Genomic DNA, 20,439 nt, shown 5'->3' on the forward strand with positions numbered 1-20,439 from the left:
CCCCTCACCCCAGCCCTCTCCCCCTAAAGAACGGGGAGAGGGAGAAGCAGCGAAGATATGCGGATCGCCCTCATCCACGCCCTTAAGCATTCCATCGCCCCGATCGAGACGGCGTTCGCGAAGGCTTGGCCCGAGGTACGGCTGATGAACCTGCTCGACGACAGCCTGTCGGCCGATCTGGCGCGCGACGGCGTGCTCAGCGATACCATGACCGAGCGCTTCCTGGCACTGGGCGACTACGCGGCGGCAACGGGGGCGAATGGGATTTTGTTCACCTGTTCGGCCTTCGGTCCCTGCATCGAAGCGGTCGCGCGCGCGCATGCACCGATGCCGGTGCTGAGGCCGAACGAGGCCATGATCGAACGTGCCGTGACCTTGGGTCAGCGCATCGGCCTGCTCTCGACTTTCCCGCCGACCCTGGCCTCGATGCCCGAGGAATTTCCGGCCGCCGTCGAGGTCGTACCGAAACTCGCCGAAGGGGCGCTGGCGGCACTCGACCGCGGCGATCGCGCCACGCACGATCGGCTGATTGCAGACGCATCGCGCGACTTGCGCGATTGCGACGTCATTGCGCTCGCGCAGTTCAGCATCGCCGCGACGGCGCCGCTGGTCGCCGAGGCCACCGGCCGCCCTGTCGTAACTACACCGGAGAGCGCGGTCGACAAGCTGATGAGGCTGCTGAAAGCGGGAGCCTAAGCGCCGTTCTTTTTTCGCCGGGCATCCTTGATCGCGACGGCCAGGGCGGCCTTGGTTTCGCTCACGAAGTCCTCGACCAATTCCTCACGCGTGGCATGCGCCGCCTCGCCGGTGAACAAGCCCTGCTCAGCAAGCATCACGACGCCGTGCAGTGCCGCCCAGATCTTGAGCGCTTGCCGCTCGCGCAAGTAACCGACCGCCGGAGCCTCCAAGGCCTCGATCACGAGCGCAAAGGTTTCGCGCGTCGCCTCGTGCAGCTCGCTGCCCTTGGCGGCGCATGACACAGTGCGCGAGGCGAACATCAGGCGGTAGACACCGTTGCGACGGAGGCCGAAGTCGAGCGTGGCCAGCGCGAGCCGCGACAGCTTCGATTGCTTCGACGGGCTTGCCATCGCCTCGCGCAAAATTGCACTGAGCTGCCGGAACGCCTCCGCCGTCACCGCCGCGAGCAAGGCCTCGCGGTCGGCAAAATGCCGGTACGGCGCCGGCTGCGAGACGCCGAGCTGCTTGGCCAGCGCCTTGATGCTGATCGCCTCGGCGCCGCCGCGTTCCGCTTCGCGCAGAGCGGCCTTGATCAAGGCATCGCGAAGATCGCCATGGTGGTAGGTCTTCTCGGGCTTGCGGATGGGTTGTGAGCGCATATCGAGCAAAGCCTATAAGTTTGCGCTTGACAGGGGAAGCCTGCCGCGAATGTAATAGGATATAACTTAAGAAGAGCTCAGATGAGGAAACGCGCCGCCTTCGGGCCTCGCGCGCAAACGACCGAGGAAGCCGCGATGACAGAGCGACTGAAGGTTCACGTCGATCCCGACAAGTGCCAGGGCCACGCCCGCTGCAAGGCGCTCGCGCCGGAGCTATTCGAGCTCGACGAATTCGGCAACGCCCATGAAACCGGCGACGGCACGGTCCCGGCGGGTCAGGAAGACAAAGCCTGGCTTGCCAAATCCAACTGCCCGGAAATCGCAATCGACGTGATCGAGGAGTAGCGCGCTCTCCGCCCGCTCGCCTGTCTTCAGCGACCACGAACCCGAGGGATTAGAGATGTCCGACGCCAGCCTGCCTGCCGCCCATCCACCCGTCACCGACTGGTTTCATGATTTCGACCACACCGATCCGCAATGGACGGAAGATCCCTTCCCGATCTGGGACCAGTTGCGCGCCGCGAGTCCGGTGGTGCACACAAAACGCTTCCTCGGCTGCTATCTGCCGACGACCTATGAGGCGGTGCGCGAGATCGCCAACGACACCACGCATTTCTCCTCGCGCCGGATCATCGTCCGCGACGTGCGGCCGGAGATCACCAGCAAGAACGCCGCCCCGCCGATCACCTCCGACCCGCCCGTGCACAAGCCGGCCAAGCAATTGCTGCTGCCGCCGTTCACGCCGGATGCGATGAAGAAGCTCGAACCGCGGGTCCGCGCTATCTGCAACGAACTGATCGACGACTTCATCGCCGAAAAGAGCGTGGACGCTGCGGCGCGCTACACGAAGCACATTCCGGTGCGCGCGATCGCGCATATGCTCGGCATTCCCGAGAGCGACAGCGACCTCTTCATCAACTGGATCCACATGATCCTCGAGCTCGGCATCAAGGACGAGACCAAGCTGCTCCAGGCCGTCGAGGAGATGAGCGCCTATTTCAGCGGACACATCGAGGCGCGCAAGACGAAGCCGACCGATGACCTGATCTCCTATCTGATGAATGCCAGGGACAAGGACGGCAATCCGCTCGAGGACTCCCACGTGGTGGGCTCGCTGCGCCTGCTGCTGATCGCCGGCATCGACACCACTTGGAGCGCGATTGGCTCCTCGCTGTGGCATCTTGCGAAAACGCCGGCCGATCGCGAGCGGCTGATCGCCGAGCCCGGGCTGATCCCGATCGCGGTGGAAGAGCTGCTGCGCGCCTATTCGCCGGTGACAATGGCGCGCGAGGTGGTCCAGGACACCACAATTTCGGGCTGCCCGGTCAAGGCGGGCAACATGGTGCTCTTGTCCTTCCCGGCGGCGAACCGCGACCCCAAGATGTTTCCGGACGCTGACAAAGTCGTGATCGACCGCCGCGAAAACCGCCACGCCGCCTTCGGGCTTGGCATCCATCGCTGCGTCGGTTCCAACCTTGCGCGCATGGAAATGCAGGTTGCGCTGGAGGAATGGCTGAGACGCATTCCAGACTTCGCGCTCGACCCGGCAGGCACCGTGACCTGGTCGCAGGGCACGGTGAGAGGCCCCCGCCAGTTGCCATTTCTGCTCGGAAAGGCGATGTAGGCCTCTCCAACAGAGTACGGGAGGCCGGACGTGACAGAGCAAGCAACCAAACCGGCCTCTGGGCATTTTGACGTCGCCGACGCTGAACGGCGGATCAAGGCGATCTTCATCGGCTCGATCGGCAATCTCGTCGAATGGTACGATTTCTACGCCTATACGGCGTTCGCGCTCTACTTCGCTCCCGCGTTCTTCCCTGGTAACGACCCCGTCGTGCAGCAATTGAACGTCGCCGTTGTATTCGCGGCGACCTTCCTGATGCGGCCCCTGGGCGGCTGGTTCTTCGGCTATCTCGCCGACCATTTCGGCCGCCGCATCTCCCTGACCCTGTCTGTCGTCTTCATGTGCTTCGGCTCGCTGATCATCGCGCTGACGCCGACCTATGCCACGATCGGCTTCGCCGCACCGGTGATCCTGGCGCTCGCCCGTGTGATCGAGGGCCTGAGCCTCGGGGGCGAATATGGCGCGAGCGCCACTTACCTCAGCGAAGTCGCCGACCCCAAGCACCGCGGCTTCTATTCCAGCTTCCAGTACGTGACGCTGATCGGTGGTCAGCTCACCGCGATCATCGTGCTGCTGCTTCTGCAGAAGGTCTTCCTCACGCCGGAGGAGCTGAAGGACTGGGGTTGGCGTATCCCCTTCGCGATCGGCGCGGCTCTCGCGATCTTCGCCGCGGTGATGCGGCGCGGCCTGCACGAGACCGAAGCGTTCGAGGAAGCCAAGAAGGTGGTGAAGCCGACCGGCTCGATCACCAATCTGCTGCGCTATCCGCGCGAACTGCTATTGGTCGTCGGCCTCACCGCCGGCGGCACTGCGGCGTTTTACACCTTCACCACCTACATGCAAACCTTCGTCAAGCTTTCGGTCGGGCTGACCGAGGACCAGACCACTTTCGTGATCTTCGGCACGTTGATTTTCGCGACCATCCTCCAGCCCATCTACGGCGCCATCTCAGACAGGATCGGGCGCAAGCCGCTCTTGATCTTCTTCGGTGCCGCGGGCACGCTCGCGACCGTGCCGCTGCTGATGACGCTGAAGGAGACAAAGTCACCCTTCGTCGCGTTCATCCTGATCTGCGCCGCCTGGCTGTTCGTCGCCGGCTACACCTCGATCAATGCGGTGGTGAAGGCCGAGTTGTTCCCGACCAATGTCCGCGCGCTCGGCGTCGGCCTGCCCTACGCCATCACGGTCTCGATCTTCGGCGGCACCGCGCCGGCGATCGCGCTCTACTTCAAGAGCATCGGGCACGAGGAGTGGTTCTATTTCTATCTTGCCGGCATCATCTGCTTGTCGCTGATCATCTACTCCACCATGCGCGACACCAAGCACGCCTCTGCAATGCATCGGCACGAGTAGGCCATGACCGACGAGACGCCATCCGACAGCAAGCTGACGCGCACCAAGGAGAAATGGGCGCGCGAGGGCCGCTTCCTCACCGGCAAGATCACGCGGCCTGAAGACCAAAGGCTACCGCCCGGCCAGCATCTCACCAAGGATTGGCCTGTGCTCGATCTCGGGGTCGTGCCGCCGGTATCGCGCGAGCGCTGGCGGCTCGACGTCTATGGCGCGATCGAAAATCCCGTGTTCTGGACCTTCGACGAGTTTATCGCGCAGAAGCAGGCGCGGTTCACCTCCGACATCCATTGCGTGACGACCTGGTCGCGCTATGACAATGAGTGGGAAGGACTCGCGACGCGTGAGCTGCTCGCGGCCTGCCAGCCGCGCGAGGATGCGCGCTTCGTCGTGCTGCATTCCTATGATGGTTACACAACCAATCTCGCGCTGGAAGACTTTGCCGCCGAGGATGCGCTGCTCGCCCATAGCTGGTCCGGCCAGCCGCTATCGGCCGAGCACGGCGGCCCGGTGCGGCTGGTCGTGCCGCATCTGTATTTCTGGAAGAGCGCCAAATGGCTCCAGGCCATCGAATTTTTGAACAAGGACGCGCCGGGCTTCTGGGAAGTCCGCGGCTATCATAACCGCGGCGATCCGTGGACCGAGCAGCGCTATTCAGGCGATTAGGTTGAACAAAGGACGGGGAAGTCCAATGCCGACGGAGCGCTTTCAATTCAGGGGTGAAGGCGGCCATCAGCTTTCGGCCGCGCTGGAACTGCCCGACGGCGAGCCCACGGCTTTCGCGCTGTTCGCGCATTGCTTCACCTGCGGCAAGGATACGCTGGCGGCCAAGCGCATCGCGGTCGCGCTCGCGGCCAAGGGCATTGCTGTGCTGCGCTTCGACTTCACCGGGCTCGGCTCCAGCGAGGGCGATTTCGCCAATTCCACGTTCTCCTCCAATGTCGCCGATCTCGTGCGCGCCGCCGATCACCTGCGCGCGACGCGCAGAGCGCCGTCCGTCTTGATCGGGCACAGCCTCGGCGGTGCCGCGATCCTCGCGGCAGCAGGACAGATCCCCGAAGCCACTGCGGTTGTGACCATCGCGGCGCCGTCCGATCCCGCCCACGTCACCGGTCTCTTCAAGGACCACATCGACAACATCCGCGCGCAAGGCGAAGTCGACGTTTCGCTGGCCGGCCGTACATTCCGGATCAAGCGTGAATTCCTCGACGATATCGTCGAGCATGAGCTGATGAAGGACGTCACCGGTCTGCACAAAGCCCTGCTTGTGATGCACTCCCCGGTCGACGATACCGTCGGCATCGACAATGCGACCAAGATCTTCGTCGCGGCCAAGCACCCCAAGAGCTTCATCTCCCTCGACCACGCCGATCATCTTCTGGCGAAGCCCGGCGATGCCCTCTACGCGGCCGACGTGATCGCGGCCTGGGCCAGCCGCTATGTCGACACCGCAAAGTCCGCGAAGGCGATGGATCTCCCGGAGACGCCGCGCCAGGTCGTGGTCCAGGAGACCCGCAAGAGCAAGTTCCACCAGATCATCGCCGTCGGTCCGCACCGCCTGACAGCGGATGAGCCGGTGGCCGCCGGCGGCGAGGATGCCGGCCCCGGCCCTTACGATTTCCTGCTCGCCGGCCTCGGCGCCTGCACCTCCATGACCATGCGTCTTTATGCCGAGCGCAAGTCACTGCCGCTCGACCGTGTCACGGTCACACTGAAGCACTCCAAGATCTATGCCAAGGACTGTGCGGAGTGCGAAACGCGCGAGGGGATGCTCGATCAGATCGAGCGCGGCATTGCAATGGAGGGCGCGCTCGATGCCGAGCAGCGCAAGAGGTTGATGGAGATCGCCGACAAGTGCCCGGTGCACCGGACGCTGACCTCGGAGATCCGCATCGTGACGAAAGCCGTGGAGTAGCTCAAGGGGCCGGTGAGCCGGCCCCGGCTGCCGTCTTGAGAGGCTGAACGCGCAGTGCACCGCGCAGTCCCGCCGCCGTGCCGAGCAGGATGCCGGCAACAGCGACGAACGAGCCCAGCGCCAGTGTGGACATTCCGGTGAGCCCCTGCCCGATCGAGCAACCGAACGCCATCACGCCGCCGATTCCCATCAGCGCGGCGCCGCCGGCTGAACGCAGCATGTGGCGGGGCGAGGAATAGCCTTCGACATGAAAACGACCCGTCGCGAGCGCCGTGACCAGGCTACCGGCGAAGACGCCGGCGACGGTCGCGATTCCGAAATTGAGTGTCAGGCCGGTCGAGAGCATGGCGTATTGCAGGCTATCGGCGATCGGCGCGATGAAGGTGAGCGAAGTCACCGGCACCGGATTGAAATCGTCGGCGCCGAGAGAGCCGGTGGCGAACCAGCCACTGGCAACGAGAAGTCCAACGATGACGCCGGCCGCGATCTGGCCCGGCGAGCGCCGGAACGCCGGCTGCGCGAAGGCAAACAGGATCAGCGCGACGACGACAGCGGCAGCAGCGAGCGCGCGCGAAACCGGTTCAGCGGCACCAAGCGCGGCCAGCAGCGACGGCAGCGAATTCGCGTTGACGGTAGCTTGCGACGCCTGAACCAGCGCAATGCGGGCCGGCGCAATCAGGCCCTTGAGCGTCATCTGCGCGGCAATCGCAAGCACGATCACGACGACGAAGGAGCGCAGATTGCCGCGGCCGAGCAGCACCAGCGCGCGCGAGCCACAGCCATTTGACAGCACCATGCCGTAGCCAAACAGCAAGCCGCCGAGGAACAGCGACGGCGCAGAGAAGGTTTGTTGCAGATAGATCGACTTGCCGAGATCGACCGTGCCGCTGCCCGCCAGCAACTGGCTGGCGGCGATCGCAACCGCAATCGCCAGCGCATAAGTGCGCACCAGCCGCCCGTCGCCCCCCGCCAGAAAACCGCGCATGCTGCTCATCAGACAGAAGCCGCTGAGCAGACCGACAGCGCCATAGATCAGGCCGATGACGAGACCGGCGAGGATGACGAGTTGTGCAGGTTCCATCGGTAGTTCTCAGGTCTCTCGCCATTCGCCGTCATTGCGAGCGCAGCGAAGCAATCCAGACTGCCGCCCTTGAAAGACCCTGGATTGCTTCGCTACGCTCGCAATGACGCGTTTTCATGGCCGCAGGATTACCCTGTCGCGAGACGAACCCGCAACCGCGACATAAGCGTCCTTGGCGCGCTCCAGCGGGTAGACGGCATTCGCCTTGATCGGGAACGGCTTTAGGTGGCCACTCGCAAAGCCCGCGCCGAGATCGCGCAGCACCGCGCCGGTCGCCGACGACGACAGGCCAAGCGTGTCGATGCCCACATATGTATGCTGCCCCCGGTAGAATTCGAGAATGTTGAATTGCACGATGCGGTCGATCGCGGCGATCAGGATCTGGCGGCCGCGCAAGGCAAGCGACTTGTGCGCCGCCTGGAAATAGGGATCGCCGACCGTGTTGAAGACGACGTCTGTGCCTTTGCCGCCGGTCAAATCGCGCACGCGCGTGGCGACATCGCTCATGGAGGCATCGATCACCTCGACCAGCGCGTTGGTGTGGCCTTCATAGGCTTCTGCCTTGCGCACCACGCCGATCACGCGTGCGCCCTGCCAGGTCGCGATCTGCACAGCAGCCTGGCCGACCTTGCCATTGACGCCGAACACCAACACGGTCTCGCCGCTCTTCGGCACGCCGGCGCGGCGAAAGCCTTCCATGGCCGTGACGAAGGGCACGCCGATGCCGGCGGCTTCCTCCCAGGACAACGTCTTCGGCTTCTCCACCACGGCATCGGCTTCGACGACGAGATGGGTTGCGTGGGTGCCGTCGCGGCGGATGCCGAGATCGCCGGACGAGCCGAACACCTCACGGCCGATCGTGCCGGCCGGCCCATCGATCACCACACCAGCGTAGTCACGGCCGGGCGTCCGCGGGAAGACGGCATAAGGCATCAGGCCCGTTGCGGCCTTCACATCCGAGGGATTGACTGCGGCAGCCTTCACCTCGATCAGGAGATCGTTCAGACCACGCGTGAGCGTCTGAGGCTCGACCACCGGCGCAAGCGCCGCGGCGTTCTCGGCCTTGGCATTGAGGCGGACGCAGCGCGCTTCAACGGTTTTGGCATCGGCTGGCGACATCGAAAGACCCGTGATTTCTTGCGGGGCTTGTCGCCTTTGGAGACGATCAAGTCAATCCTTCGGCCGCTTGTCGTAGAGCCGCTTGGCCTTGCCGAGCGAGCGCTCCAGCGTGGCCGGTGCGACCACCTGAACCTTGGAGCTGATCCCGATCGTATTCTTGATTTGGGTCGATACCCTGTCGGCGTGATCGACAAGCCCGCGACCGTCCCAGCTTTCGGGACGCGCTTCGGCGATGATGGTGAGCTCGTCCATGCGGCCTTCGCGGGTGAGTTCCAGGATGAAGTGGCCGCCGCACCAGTCGGTGGCGAGCAGCACCTCCTCGATCTGGGTCGGGAACAGATTGACCCCGCGCAGGATGATCATGTCATCCGAGCGCCCCGTCACTTTCTCCATGCGCCGCATGCCCGGCCGCGCCGTACCCGGCAATAGCCGCGTCAGGTCGCGGGTGCGATAGCGGATCACCGGGAACGCTTCCTTGGTGAGGGAGGTGAAGACCAGCTCGCCCTTCTCGCCGTCGGGCAGCACCGCGCCGGTCTTGGGGTCGATCACCTCGGGATAGAAATGGTCCTCCCAGATATGGAGCCCATCCTTCGTCTCGATGCATTCCTGCGCGACTCCGGGACCGATCACCTCGGAGAGACCATAGATGTCGGTCGCATCCATGTCGAAGGCGTCCTCGATCTCGCCGCGCATGGCGTTGGTCCAAGGCTCGGCGCCGAAGATGCCGATCTTGAGCGAGCACTGGCGCGGATCGAGCTTCTGCCGCTTGAACTCGTCGAGGATCGCCAGCATGTAGCTCGGCGTCACCGTGATGATGTCGGGCCGGAAATCGTTGATGAGCTGCACCTGCCGTTCAGTCATGCCGCCGGAGATCGGCACCACGGTGCAGCCGAGCTTCTCGGCGCCGTAGTGGACGCCGAGTCCGCCGGTGAAAAGACCATAACCATAGCCATTGTGGATGATCATGCCAGTCCGGCCACCGGCGGCGCGGATCGAGCGCGCCATCACGTCCGACCAGGTGTCTATGTCGCGTTGGGTATAGCCGACTACGATCGGCTTGCCCGTGGTGCCTGAGGAGGCATGCACCCGCACCAGCTTTTCGCGCGGCACGGCGAACATGTTAAAAGGATAATTGTCGCGGAGATCGGTCTTCACGGTGAAGGGGAATTTTGCGAGATCCGCAAGCTCGCGAAAGTCGGACGGATGCACGCCGGCCTTGTCGAAGGCGTTGCGGTAATGCGCGACGTTGTCATGGGCGTGCTTCAGCGACCAGGCCAGCCGCTGCTTCTGCAGTGCCATGATCTCGTCACGCGAGGCGCGCTCCTGCGCGTCCATCTCCGCGCTATAAGTGTTGCCACCTTCCTTGAGCCTCGTCAGAGCCATCCTCGTTTCCCCTCATCTTCGTTGTTCTTTTCTTTGCTTTCTTATTGATCCTGCGCCGGCAGCCACGCGCCGGGAATGACACGCGAATGCCCGCGGAACTCCGCGATGACGGTGTCGCCGACAGTGACACGCACGTCGTAGATGCCGGAGCGGCCGCCACGGGTGATCTCTCTAGCCTTCGCAACCAGGCAATCGCCGAGCTTGCCCGGCCTGATGAAAGTGATCTGGCCCTGCGCCGCGACGACGCGCTCATTGTGCGAGTTGCAGGCAAATGCGAAGGCAGAATCGGCGAGCGTGAAGATGAAACCGCCATGGGCGATGCGCTGGCCGTTGACCATGTCCGGCCGCACCACCATCGTCACCGTCGCGAAGCCCGGGCCGATGTCGACGATCTCCATGCCGAGCCCCTTGGAGGCATCGTCCTCCGCCCACATCGCGTCAGCACAGGCGCGGGCGATATCCTCGGACGACAGGGCAGCTTTGATGTTCACGCGCTTCTCCCGGGCAAGTGTTTATCCATCATGCTCTGCTGCTCGGCCAAAACTGTCAAACATGGTCGTAATCGACCACGACGCGCTCCGACGACGGCTTCGCCTGACAGGTCAGGATAAAGCCGGCCTTCAGCTCCCAGGGTTCCAGCGAGTAGTTGATGTCCATCGGCGCCTCGCCCTCGACCAGCTTGGCGCGGCAGGTCGAGCACATGCCGCCCTTGCAGGCGAAGGGCAGATCGACGCCGGCGCGGAGCGCGGCATCGAGGATCACCTCGTCCTCGGCAACAGGCACATCGCGGCGTTTGCCGTCGATGATGAGGGACGCGACCGCCTTCGGTGGCGCGTCGGGGGCAACGGCCTTCTTCGGCCGCGGCTTGCCGCCGAATTCGGAGACGAAGCGCTCCACATGGATACGCTCTTCCGCGACCCCAAGATCGCGGCAGGTCGCCTCGATGTCCTCGCTCATGCCTGATGGACCGCAGATGAAGACATGGTCGACGCTTTCCGCCGGCACCAGCGAACGCAAGAGCACCCTCACCTTGTCGCCGTCGAGCCGGCCATGCAGGATCGCGATGTCCTGTTCCTCACCGGAGATGACGTGGAAGATCGAAAGACGGTCGATGAAGCGATCCTTCAGCTCCTCCAGCGCTTCCAGAAACATGATGTTGTCGGTAGAGCGGTTGCCGTAGAACAGGAAGAAGCGGCTCTGCGGTTCACGCGCGAGTATGCCCTTCACGATCGAGAGGATGGGCGTGATGCCGGAGCCCGCGGCAAAGCCGACATGGATGCGCCCGCTCTCCGCCGATGGGACCAGGCCGAAGCGTCCGGTCGGTGTCATCACGTCGAGTTCGTCGCCGCATTTCAGCTCGTCCGCCGCCCAGCTCGAAAACGCGCCGCCGTCGATCTTCTTCACGGCAATGCGGATCTCGCCGTCGTGGGGGCCGGAACAGATGGAATAGGAACGGCGCACCTCTTCGCCATCGAGCGTCGTGCGGAGCGTCAGGTACTGGCCGGGCGTGAAGGCGTAATCGCTAGCGAGTTCGCCGGGAATGGCGAAGGTCAGCGAGATGGCGTCCGAGGCCTCGCGACGGACGTCGTTGACGGCCAGGCGATGGAAGCGCGGTGCGGCTGCTGACATTACGTGCCCCCTCGTTCGGTCTCTCCGACGTCATTGCAAGCGAAGCGAAGCAATCCAGAGTCTCTCCGCGGAAGCAGTCTGGATTGCTTCGTCGCAAGAGCTCCTCGCAATGACGATGGGGTTGGCATTCGTTCAGCTCAATGACACTTGAAATAGTCGAAGGGTTCGCGGCAGGCCTTGCAGCGCCAGAGCGCCTTGCAGGAGGTCGAGCCGAATTCGGACAAGAGTTCGGTCTTATCAGAACCGCATTGCGGACACGCGACGGTCTGTCCGCCGAATAGCGCGCGGCGCGAGCTTGAGGCCTGCGGCGGCGCGATGCCGTAGGCGCGCAGCTTGGCGCGCCCCTCCCCGCTCATCCAATCCGTGGTCCAGGCCGGCGACAGCACCGTACGCACGTTCGGACGACGGAAGCCGGCGCGTTCCAGCGCGAGCTCGACTTCGAGTGCGATCATGTTCATGGCAGGGCAGCCCGAATAGGTCGGCGTGATCGCGACCTCGACGCGATCGCCGTCCAGAACGACGTCACGGAGCACGCCGAGATCGCCGATAGTCAGCACCGGAATCTCGGGATCGACCACGCTCGCCGCAGCATCCCAGGCGCGCCGGCGCAGGTCAGTGTCGCGATCCAGCGCCGTCACCATGTCAGCCCCGGAAAAGTGCGCTGCATCGATTGCAGCTCGGACAGGAGATGGCCGAGATGCTCGCTGTGCCGGCCAGAACGGCCACCCTGCTGCATCCAGCCGTTCTGCGGCAGCTCAAGTGTCGCCTCGCTGACGATATCCGACAACGTCGTCAACCAGCGACCGCGCAAGCTCGCCGGATCAACCGCAATGTCGGCATCGATCAGGGCGCGTTCGCCCTCGTCGACGGCAAACATCTCACCGGTGAAGGCCCAGAGATGATCGATCGCGGCCTGCGCGCGGGCGTGGCTTTCGTCCGTGCCGTCACCGAGCCGGATGATCCACTCCGAGGCATGGCGCAGATGATAGGCGCTCTCTTTCTCCGACTTGGCTGCAATGGCGGCAAGCGTCGTATCGCGCGAGGTCATCATCGCGCGCCAATAGAAATCGGCGAAGGCGGAATAGAAGAACTGCCGAACCAGCGTCTGAGCGAAGTCTCCGTTCGGCTGCTCGACCAGCAGCAGATTGCGGTACTGCCTGACGTCGCGCAGATAAGCGAACTTGTCCTCGTCGTTGTCCTCGCCCTCGATCCTGGCAGCATAGCCATAGAGCTCCCGCGCCTGCCCGATAAGATCGAGCGCGATGTTGGACAGCGCCATGTCCTCTTCCAGCATCGGCGCATGCCCGCACCATTCCGACAACCGGTGGCCGAGAATTAGCGCATCGTCGGCCCGGCGCAGCGCGTAGAGCACCAGCGGCGTTTCAGAGACCTGAATATTGGCGACCGGCATCACATATGTCCCACTTCTTCGGGCACCTCATAAAAGGTCGGGTGCCGATAGATCTTCGACTCCGCCGGCTCGAACATCATGCCCTTGTCGGCGGGATCGCTCGCGGTGATCGCAGTGGACGGCACGACCCAGATCGACAGGCCCTCGCCGCGGCGGGTGTAGATGTCGCGAGCGGCCTGCAGCGCCATCGTCGCGTCGCTCGCATGCAGCGAGCCGACATGCTTGTGCGCGAGCCCGTTGCGGCTGCGAATGAACACTTCCCACAGCGGCGTGTTCGGCGTGGCCATCGTGATCTCCTATTCCGCGGCTTGTGCGATCTGACGCTGCGCGCGCTTGGCGGCATAGCTAGCCGCCGCCTCGCGCACCCAGGCGCCCTCCTCGTGCGCCTTGCGGCGCGCGGCGAGCCGATCGCGATTGCAGGGGCCGTTGCCGGCGAGCACCTGCTTGAATTCGGTCCAGTCGATCTCGCTGTAGCGCCAGTGCCCGTCGGCATCCTGGGTCATGGCGGGATCGGGAATGGTGAGGCCGAGATATTGCGCCTGAGGCACGGTGGCATCGACGAATTTCTGGCGCAGCTCGTCATTGGAGAAGCGCTTGATCTTCCACTTCGTCGAGGTGTCGCTGTGCTGGCTCGCGGCATCGGGCGGGCCGAACATCATCAGCACCGGCCACCACCAGCGGTTCAACGCATCCTGCGCCATCGCCTTCTGCTCCTCCGAGCCGCGGCACAGCGTCAACATGATCTCGTAGCCTTGGCGCTGGTGAAAGGACTCCTCCTTGCAGACGCGGATCATCGCGCGCGCATAGGGGCCATAGGAGCAGCGGCACAGCGGGATCTGGTTCATGATCGCGGCGCCGTCGACCAGCCAGCCGATGGTGCCGATGTCGGCCCAGGTCAGCGTCGGATAATTGAAGATCGAGGAATATTTGGCCTTGCCGGCGAGCATGGCATCGACCAGCTCTTCGCGCGAGGTCCCTAACGTCTCGGCGGCGGCATAGAGATAGAGCCCGTGGCCGCATTCGTCCTGCACCTTGGCGAGCAGCGCGGCCTTGCGGCGCAGCGTCGGGGCGCGCGTGATCCAATTGCCCTCCGGCAGCATGCCGACGATCTCGGAATGGGCGTGTTGGGAGATCTGGCGGGTGAGCGTCTTGCGATAGGCCGCCGGCATCCAGTCGTTCGGCTCGATGCGCTCCTCGGCATCAATGCGGGCCTGGAATTGTGCAGCCCTGGCTGCGTCCTCAAGACCGCGATCGTCGGTCTCGGCCGTGTTCAGCGCCTGGGTGTACATGCGCATCCTCCCGATTTGTTGGGAGGAAATGTATAACAAAATTTAGTTCATGCAAGATATTTCTGTAACATATATCAGACCCCGAACCTCCGTTCCAGAAGCTTCCGCGCCGCCGGCAAGGGTCCCCTCTCGTTGGTTCCATGCCTGTCGAGCCACTGTTCCGACGGAGCCAGCAGTGCGCGATAAATCTCGCCACAAAGCGCACGCGCTGCCCTGCCCGGCCAATCCGCCGGCAGCAGGCTTTCGGGCAACAGCGGGTCGCGCAGCACGACGCGGCGGTAATAGTGGATCAGGAGGATGCGCGCGGTGAAGGCGTCGGTCTCGGACAAATCCGTGCCGCGCGCGATCGCGGCACGGAGCGGCTCGAACGTCTTCATGAATTTCACATAGGCGTCCGCGGTACGGTCCAGCGGCCAGCTCGCGCTGAGCAGGCGACGGCCGCTGTCATCCTCCGCCGAGACTTCAAGACGGATCGCGCCAACCGCCTCGTCGGGCACCGGTACGCCCGATGGCGCAACCCATACGCCCGGCAGCGGAGTGCCGAAACCGGCATTGCGGAGTGCCTCGCGCGAGGCGTCGCGGTCCTCGCCATTGCCGATCAGCAGCAGCTCGAAACGCCCGGTCCAGTCGGACGGCGGCGGATCGTAGATGTGGCGCGTCGCGGCCTCGAAGGTCTGGCGTCCCTTTTCGGCCAGCCGATAGAAGCTGTTGCGGCCAACCTTTTCGCGCGTCAGCCAGCCATCGGCTGCAAGGCGCGACATCGCGGTACGCACCACGCCGCTGTCGATGTCGAGGCTTTCGAAGAATTCCAACAGCGTACCGAGCCACACCACACCGCCGCGCGGTACGATGGCATCACCGAATACGGTGATGACGATGGAGCCCGTGCGCGACGGCTCGCGCTTGAGCTGGTCGATGATGCGGGACAACGGATGTGCCATGCGGAAGGCATAGCGCGTTTGGAGCGGGCGCGACAATGGAGGGAACCACGCCGTTGCTCCTCTCCCGTTTCGTTCTTACGGCCAGAGGCGAAGCATCACCGATGCGGATCGGGATAGGCCAGGCTGCGCCAGCCGCTGCGGTCGAACGGCTGCCACTGGCCTTCCGTCTGTGCGAGGCGATCGGCGACCGCGTAGACCACGGCGGGATGGTGTCCCATGCCGCAATGGCTGCTTTCGACCTCGATGCTCTCGGTCTGCGCTCCCGATTTCTCCATGCAGCCCTGCCAGGCGCAGACACCATCGGTGCGGCTGAAGATGGCGGTGGTCGGCACCGGCGGCGGGACGGCGAGCTCGCCGCCGAAGTGCGGATCGACCTCGTCGGCCTTGCGCCCGCTCGCCCATTCATAGACGCGCCAGGCGTTGGTCGAACGCGGATTGCCGGCAAAGGGGCTGCCGAGCGTGATCACCTGGCGCACGCGCTCCGGCATCATCTTGGCGAGCTGGCGTGCATAGAGGCCGCCGAGGCTCCAGCCGATCAGGCTGATCTTGCGGCCATGCGCGTCGCTGAGTTCCTGGACCAGATCGACCATCGCTTGCTGGACGCCGGGACGCAGGCCGTAGTTGCGACCCTGGCCCCAGCCGCTCACCGCATAGCCCTTGCTGATCAGAAACGCGCGCAGCGCGCGCGTGGAGGAATCGGAGGCGACGAGGCCTGGCAGCACCAGCACCGGATGCCCATCGCCGTGCGGCGCGAGGCTCAAGAGCGGCAGCGCGCCAAGGAAGGCGCCGAACTCGTGGATCGCGCGCCCCTCCAGCAACATCAGAGAGCGGGACGGCGGACGCAGCGTCTGGGCAGTTGCGGTCATCAATGTTCCCCTGGGAAGAATTCCTGAAAAGCCCGGCCGCGTTGCCGGAAAATGGGCATGGATTCCAACACGCCGGCCTCTTGAACGTTCCGCAGCGCAACATGAATCAGCTAGGGGGGCCGGTTCCCGACATTCAAGCGGGAGAGGCGCAAGGCGACAATAGGCTCAGGCGTTAATGCTAACGGCCGTGACGCAAAAGTCACAACAATCGGACCAGGAATTCGACGGAGTAGAGCACAAGTCCGGCGAGACCGCCGATCAGCGAGCCGTTGAAGCGGATGTATTGCAAGTCGCGCCCGATATTGATTTCGATCAGAGAAATCAACTGCGTCATATTCCACGCCTTGACTTGGTCGGAGATGAAAGTCGAGACGCCGCCCTTCTGATCGGCGACGAAGCTGCGCAGCACGGTCACCAGGCCCTTGTTGATCTCGCCGCGCAACTCGGCATCGCCCGCGAGCGCTTCGCCTGCGGCAACGAACATGCCGGCGAGATGATGCTGGAGCACCTGCGTCTCGCCGCTGGCGCTGCGCTCGATGAAGGAGCGCGTGTTGGCCCAAACGGTGCGGGCGAGTTGGGCAAGCTCGGGGCGCGCCAGCAGATCGCGCTTCAGCCCGGCGATACGGTCGATATAGGCCTGGTCGGTGCCGAGCCTCTCGACGAAGGTCAGCACCATGCGGTCGAATTCACCGCGAAACGGATGCTTGGGATCGCTGCGCACTTCATTGAAGAAGGCGGTGGCGGATGCGACGATCTTGTTCACCAGAAACTTGTCGGCGCGGTAGAGCCTGAGCAGGGTCGGCAATTCCGCGCGCACCTTCTCGCGGATCATCGCCATCGTCTCCTTCTGATTTAGCGTCTCGTGCATCACGCGCAGGAGATCGTCGAACAGAATCTGGTGCCGTCCCTCAGCTATGAAGCCGCGCAGCGTGCCGGCCGCGAGCGGCGCAAGGTCGATCGCCTGGAGCTGCGATGACATGCGGCGGATGATGAACGTCATCAGGCCCGAGCTTTCCGTCGCTGAGAACGCCTCCGGCAGCAGACGCAGCGCAAAGCGCGCAAGATCGTCGCTGCGCTTGCGATCACGCAGCCAGTCGGCAACGAAGGAGCCGAAATCGATTTCCTTCAGCTTGGCCTCGACGGGTCCCGCCTCGAGGAAATGCACCTGGATGAACTCGCCGAGCTTGTCGGCGATGCGGGCCTGGTTGCTCTGGATGATCGCGGTATGCGGGATCGGCAGGCCGAGCGGCCGCTTGAACAGCGCAACCACGGCATACCAATCGGCGAGCCCGCCGATGGTCGCGGCTTCCGCGAAGGCCGCGACGAAGCCGAACACGGGATGCACGTTCAGCAGGATCTTCGCGACGATGAAGAGCGCAAGCGTCGCGGCCAGAACCAACGTCGCGAGCGCTTTCACGCGGCGCAGCTCGGCCGCACGTTTGGCGTCACCAGGGGTGTCGAAGGAGAAGGCGGCGGGTGGAGTCATCACTGCATCACAGTACTCGTCATTGCGAGCCAAGCGAAGCAATCCAGTCTGCTTCCGTGGAAAGACTCTGGATTTGGTTCGCTGAGCCGGTCATGGGGCCGCGCTTTGCGCGGGCCCGGTGGCTCGCAGTGACGGTGGCGCAAAAAAACAAAGGCCCGCCGAAGCGGGCCTCAAAATCAGTTTCTCGTCTCAAGGCGCCGTATCACGCGGTCTTGTTGTAGACCTTGGCGAAATTGTCCTGAGCGGACTTCGCACCGTTGGCGGCGAGCTTGCCGAAATAGTCGGCAGTCGCCTTGGCTCGCGAGACGAACACTTCACCGCGGGCGCGGAGCAGGCTCGACTGGATCTCGACGGCCTCGCTGATCGACTTGGCGGACGCGAGCTTGTCGATGCCCGAGAAGAACGCCTCGGCGTCCTCATAGATCGCCTGCTGAATGTTGCGGCTGATCTTGCCGGCCTCGGCGACGGATTCTGTCACCGCGTTCTCGACGGCGGCGGTCACCCGCTCGGAGCCGGCGAAAGCTTCGGCAGCACGGTCTTTGGCGGTGTTGGCAGTCTTCTTGACGAACTCGCGGGCGGCCTCAGGAACTTCCAGATTCTGGATGTTCTTGAAAGCGTCCTTGAAGCCCTCGAAGGCGGTGTTGGTTTCGGTGGTCATGGGGTTCTCTCCATCCTCATTGCTCTGAGCTATGGCTCACCCCGTCCGCATGGCCCGGGGCACGACATATATGGCATGGACTATTGTGCGATGCAATAACCTTATTGCACTGCGGTATCACGGAATCGTGAACAGCCTCCCAAAAGGGCACCGCGAGCTCTTGTCAGCGGCCGTCCCGAACGAATTAGGTCCGTTTCGGCCCGATCTTCGTCTTAATGCTGGACCGCGCCTGGCAATCCATAGGCCTCCATCTGGGCCTGAACCTGCGCGATATTGTGCCCGAGCACGACGATGTCGTGGGTCTTGCCATCGACGTCCCGGACATGATCGCGCAGCAGAGCCTCGGCCTTGAAGCCGAGGCTTTCGAACAAGGCAATCGCCGCCTGTTGGTCGACCGTCATCTGCACCGAGAGCTTTTCCAGGCCAGCTCCGAGCGCAAGTGCAAAGGTCTCCTGCGAGAGCGCCTTCCCGACACCCTGCCCGCGTACGTCGGACGAGACCACCATGCGGATCTCACCGACATGAGGCGACCAGGAATGCGGATCGCGCACCAGCGTGCCGCAGCCGACGACCTTGCCGTCCCTCACCGCGAGCAGGCTCGTGATCGCGCCGCGCTCGATCTCCTTGACCCAGGCGGAGAGCACCTTCGGCTGGCTGATATTGCGCGGCAGGAACAACAGATCATGGGACGGAAGACCTTGGCCGAAGGCCAGCACCGCGGCTTCGTCTCTAGGCGACATCAGGCGGATTTCGATATCACCGGCATCGGTCTTGAGGTGACGCGGATAGGAACGCTGCTCATTCATGTCGATCTCTTTCCCAGCCAGGAGTCCAGTTTCGGCCACAGCCGCTTCACCGCATTGGCACCGGCCACGAGGGAGACGTGGCCGCCCTTCAACATCACTTCTTCCTTGTCCTCGGAGCCGATCTTTGCGATCAGGTGCTTTGCCGCGTCATAAGGCACGATGTGGTCATGCTCGGCGACCGCATGCAGGATCGGCACCTTGATGTTCTCCAGCTTCGCCGCGCGCCCGCCGACCGACATGCTGTCATTGAACAGCTTGTTGTCCCACATCAGATCCTTGGTGATGGTGCGGAAATATTCACCCGCCAGCGGCAGCGTGTCGGTCGCCCAACGGTCGAACATGCGGTAAGACTTGACGAACTCGTCGTTCCAGATGTTCTCCCAAAGTTGGATCTGGCTCACCGTGCGCGAGGCCGGGCGCAACATCTCGAACGAGGACAGGATCATCTCCGGCGGCACGTTGCCGACGCTATCGACAAGATGGTCGACGTCGAAATAGCGGCGATCGGAGAAGTTCGACAACAGCTTCATCTCGCGGAAGTCGATCGGCGTAGTGAAGCAGATCAGATTCTTCATCGGCCCGTCCTTGTGGATCGAGCCGTAGAGCAGCGACAGCACGCCGCCGAAGCAATAGCCGATGACGGAAACGTCCTGCTCGCCGGAATCGGCTTGCACACGGCGGACGCAATCCGGAATGAAGTCGAGGACATAGTCCTCCATCCGCAGGCTCTTCTCCTCCGGCCGCGGCGCGCTCCAATCGAGCATGTAGACGTCGTAGCCGCGCCTCAAGAGGAACTCGATGAAGCTCTGGCCAGGGACGAGGTCGAGAATGTAGCCACGGTTGGTGGTGGCCATCACGATCAGCACCGGCACGCGGTAGATCTCGTCCGACATTGGCCGGTAGTGATAGAGGCTCATCGTGCCGCGCGAATGCAGCACGTCCTTCGGTGTCGATCCGAGCGTGGGGCCGGAGGTCGAGAAATATTCGACGCCCTTAATGCTGCGCTGGATTGCGCGCTGCACCTCGGTCTGGATGCGCTCCGGGATAGATGCGAAATCAAGTCCCGTCGCCGCGTTCATGTCCGCTCTCCGTTTTCAGAGGGCGGGCGCTTCGTCCGCGGCGGCCGTGGGGCGCCGGCGCCGCCTTGCGAGATTCCGGAATTTGCCGCCATCTGGCTCAGCATCGACCTCATCTCGCCGATCTGGGCTTCGATGGACTGGAGCCGTTCCGCAAGGCCCATGACCTGCTGCCGGCTCGCCAGGTTCATTGCGACGAGATACTTCTCCATGAGTTCACCGAGCTGCTTCTGAGCACCTGCAGCAACTCCTCCCGCGCGGTTCATCGCCTGTGAGAATTCGGGCGACGACATGGCTTCGTTGGCGAAGGAGTTGAACCCCTTCTCCATCTCGCCCATCATCTTCTGCCACATGGCGACAGGGTCGTTGAGCTTGTCGGTCATCGGCGTCCTCCTGATCTCGAGAGCTTCGATGCCCTTCTTTTGGGCCATACCACACCGTTGCGAGGGGCCGGTCAACCGGCGAGCG

23 protein-coding genes are annotated in these 20,439 nt (G+C 63.7%); 6 read left to right on the plus strand and 17 right to left on the minus strand.

The window, feature by feature from the left end:
* Nucleotides 1-57 precede the first annotated feature (57 nt).
* Nucleotides 58-696, plus strand: a complete 639-nt coding sequence (locus IVA78_RS32360; protein WP_247279809.1) for an aspartate/glutamate racemase family protein — start codon at nucleotides 58-60, stop codon at nucleotides 694-696.
* Here the strand turns inward: IVA78_RS32360 and IVA78_RS32365 are convergent.
* On the minus strand, nucleotides 693-1,337 hold the full coding sequence (locus IVA78_RS32365; RefSeq protein WP_247279810.1) for a TetR/AcrR family transcriptional regulator: 645 nt from the start codon (nucleotides 1,335-1,337) through the stop codon (nucleotides 693-695). The two genes, IVA78_RS32360 and IVA78_RS32365, sit on opposite strands and share 4 nt — an antisense overlap.
* A gap of 135 nt (nucleotides 1,338-1,472) precedes the next feature.
* Here IVA78_RS32365 and IVA78_RS32370 point away from each other — a divergent pair, with 135 nt between their 5' ends.
* Genes IVA78_RS32370 through IVA78_RS32390 form a run of 5 tightly spaced genes read left to right on the plus strand, consistent with a single transcriptional unit; the run spans nucleotide 1,473 to nucleotide 6,226 of the window.
* The gene (locus tag IVA78_RS32370; RefSeq protein ID WP_247279811.1) at nucleotides 1,473-1,682 is read left to right on the plus strand and encodes a ferredoxin; all 210 of its coding nucleotides are present in this window, start codon (nucleotides 1,473-1,475) and stop codon (nucleotides 1,680-1,682) included.
* A gap of 55 nt (nucleotides 1,683-1,737) precedes the next feature.
* Complete coding sequence (locus IVA78_RS32375; protein WP_247279812.1) at nucleotides 1,738-2,961, plus strand: cytochrome P450; 1,224 nt, start codon at nucleotides 1,738-1,740, stop codon at nucleotides 2,959-2,961.
* A gap of 30 nt (nucleotides 2,962-2,991) precedes the next feature.
* Nucleotides 2,992-4,314 carry an MFS transporter gene (locus IVA78_RS32380; RefSeq protein ID WP_247279813.1) on the plus strand — a complete coding sequence of 441 codons (1,323 nt, stop codon included), beginning with the start codon at nucleotides 2,992-2,994 and terminating at the stop codon, nucleotides 4,312-4,314.
* 3 nt (nucleotides 4,315-4,317) lie between these two features.
* Complete coding sequence (locus tag IVA78_RS32385; RefSeq protein WP_247279814.1) at nucleotides 4,318-4,977, plus strand: sulfite oxidase-like oxidoreductase; 660 nt, start codon at nucleotides 4,318-4,320, stop codon at nucleotides 4,975-4,977.
* A 25-nt stretch (nucleotides 4,978-5,002) separates the two neighbouring features.
* Nucleotides 5,003-6,226: a bifunctional alpha/beta hydrolase/OsmC family protein gene (locus tag IVA78_RS32390; RefSeq protein ID WP_247449728.1), complete on the plus strand. Its 1,224-nt coding sequence runs from the start codon at nucleotides 5,003-5,005 to the stop codon at nucleotides 6,224-6,226.
* A 1-nt stretch (nucleotide 6,227) separates the two neighbouring features.
* Here the strand turns inward: IVA78_RS32390 and IVA78_RS32395 are convergent, their stop codons facing one another.
* From IVA78_RS32395 to IVA78_RS32470, 16 genes are all read right to left on the minus strand, one after another.
* Nucleotides 6,228-7,307: a YeeE/YedE family protein gene (locus tag IVA78_RS32395; RefSeq protein WP_247279815.1), complete on the minus strand. Its 1,080-nt coding sequence runs from the start codon at nucleotides 7,305-7,307 to the stop codon at nucleotides 6,228-6,230.
* A 114-nt stretch (nucleotides 7,308-7,421) separates the two neighbouring features.
* Nucleotides 7,422-8,426, minus strand: coding sequence for a zinc-binding alcohol dehydrogenase family protein (locus IVA78_RS32400; protein WP_247279816.1), 1,005 nt, complete (start codon nucleotides 8,424-8,426; stop codon nucleotides 7,422-7,424).
* Nucleotides 8,427-8,477: 51 nt separating this feature from the next.
* Nucleotides 8,478-9,809, minus strand: coding sequence for a phenylacetate--CoA ligase PaaK (gene paaK, locus IVA78_RS32405; RefSeq protein WP_247469427.1), 1,332 nt, complete (start codon nucleotides 9,807-9,809; stop codon nucleotides 8,478-8,480).
* A gap of 41 nt (nucleotides 9,810-9,850) precedes the next feature.
* Nucleotides 9,851-10,300: a hydroxyphenylacetyl-CoA thioesterase PaaI gene (gene paaI / locus IVA78_RS32410; RefSeq protein WP_247279818.1), complete on the minus strand. Its 450-nt coding sequence runs from the start codon at nucleotides 10,298-10,300 to the stop codon at nucleotides 9,851-9,853.
* Nucleotides 10,301-10,355: 55 nt separating this feature from the next.
* On the minus strand, nucleotides 10,356-11,438 hold the full coding sequence (gene paaE / locus IVA78_RS32415) for a 1,2-phenylacetyl-CoA epoxidase subunit PaaE (protein ID WP_247279819.1): 1,083 nt from the start codon (nucleotides 11,436-11,438) through the stop codon (nucleotides 10,356-10,358).
* A 137-nt stretch (nucleotides 11,439-11,575) separates the two neighbouring features.
* The gene (gene paaD, locus IVA78_RS32420; protein ID WP_247279820.1) at nucleotides 11,576-12,079 is read right to left on the minus strand and encodes a 1,2-phenylacetyl-CoA epoxidase subunit PaaD; all 504 of its coding nucleotides are present in this window, start codon (nucleotides 12,077-12,079) and stop codon (nucleotides 11,576-11,578) included.
* On the minus strand, nucleotides 12,073-12,849 hold the full coding sequence (paaC, locus tag IVA78_RS32425; RefSeq protein WP_247279821.1) for a 1,2-phenylacetyl-CoA epoxidase subunit PaaC: 777 nt from the start codon (nucleotides 12,847-12,849) through the stop codon (nucleotides 12,073-12,075). Before paaC ends, paaD begins: the two co-directional genes overlap by 7 nt.
* Nucleotides 12,849-13,136, minus strand: a complete 288-nt coding sequence (paaB, locus tag IVA78_RS32430) for a 1,2-phenylacetyl-CoA epoxidase subunit PaaB (RefSeq protein ID WP_106942621.1) — start codon at nucleotides 13,134-13,136, stop codon at nucleotides 12,849-12,851. The genes paaC and paaB overlap by 1 nt, the downstream gene beginning before the upstream one ends.
* Before the next feature lie 9 nt (nucleotides 13,137-13,145).
* Complete coding sequence (gene paaA, locus IVA78_RS32435) at nucleotides 13,146-14,138, minus strand: 1,2-phenylacetyl-CoA epoxidase subunit PaaA (RefSeq protein ID WP_247279822.1); 993 nt, start codon at nucleotides 14,136-14,138, stop codon at nucleotides 13,146-13,148.
* 74 nt (nucleotides 14,139-14,212) lie between these two features.
* Nucleotides 14,213-15,079 carry a phenylacetic acid degradation operon negative regulatory protein PaaX gene (gene paaX, locus IVA78_RS32440; protein WP_247279823.1) on the minus strand — a complete coding sequence of 289 codons (867 nt, stop codon included), beginning with the start codon at nucleotides 15,077-15,079 and terminating at the stop codon, nucleotides 14,213-14,215.
* 95 nt (nucleotides 15,080-15,174) lie between these two features.
* Nucleotides 15,175-15,945 carry an alpha/beta hydrolase gene (locus IVA78_RS32445; RefSeq protein WP_247279824.1) on the minus strand — a complete coding sequence of 257 codons (771 nt, stop codon included), beginning with the start codon at nucleotides 15,943-15,945 and terminating at the stop codon, nucleotides 15,175-15,177.
* Between the two features lie 199 nt (nucleotides 15,946-16,144).
* Nucleotides 16,145-17,431 carry a DUF445 domain-containing protein gene (locus IVA78_RS32450; protein WP_247279825.1) on the minus strand — a complete coding sequence of 429 codons (1,287 nt, stop codon included), beginning with the start codon at nucleotides 17,429-17,431 and terminating at the stop codon, nucleotides 16,145-16,147.
* Nucleotides 17,432-17,633: 202 nt separating this feature from the next.
* Nucleotides 17,634-18,089, minus strand: a complete 456-nt coding sequence (locus IVA78_RS32455; protein ID WP_130214759.1) for a phasin — start codon at nucleotides 18,087-18,089, stop codon at nucleotides 17,634-17,636.
* A gap of 212 nt (nucleotides 18,090-18,301) precedes the next feature.
* Nucleotides 18,302-18,895 (minus strand): GNAT family N-acetyltransferase, encoded by a 594-nt coding sequence (locus tag IVA78_RS32460; RefSeq protein WP_247279826.1) that lies wholly within the window; start codon nucleotides 18,893-18,895, stop codon nucleotides 18,302-18,304.
* Nucleotides 18,892-19,974: an alpha/beta fold hydrolase gene (locus tag IVA78_RS32465; RefSeq protein WP_247279827.1), complete on the minus strand. Its 1,083-nt coding sequence runs from the start codon at nucleotides 19,972-19,974 to the stop codon at nucleotides 18,892-18,894. Before IVA78_RS32465 ends, IVA78_RS32460 begins: the two co-directional genes overlap by 4 nt.
* Nucleotides 19,971-20,354, minus strand: a complete 384-nt coding sequence (locus IVA78_RS32470) for a hypothetical protein (protein ID WP_247279828.1) — start codon at nucleotides 20,352-20,354, stop codon at nucleotides 19,971-19,973. Before IVA78_RS32470 ends, IVA78_RS32465 begins: the two co-directional genes overlap by 4 nt.
* Between the last annotated feature and the right edge of the window lie 85 nt (nucleotides 20,355-20,439).

This window comes from Bradyrhizobium sp. 137 (assembly GCF_023074095.1).
Classification (GTDB): Bacteria; Pseudomonadota; Alphaproteobacteria; order Rhizobiales; family Xanthobacteraceae; genus Bradyrhizobium.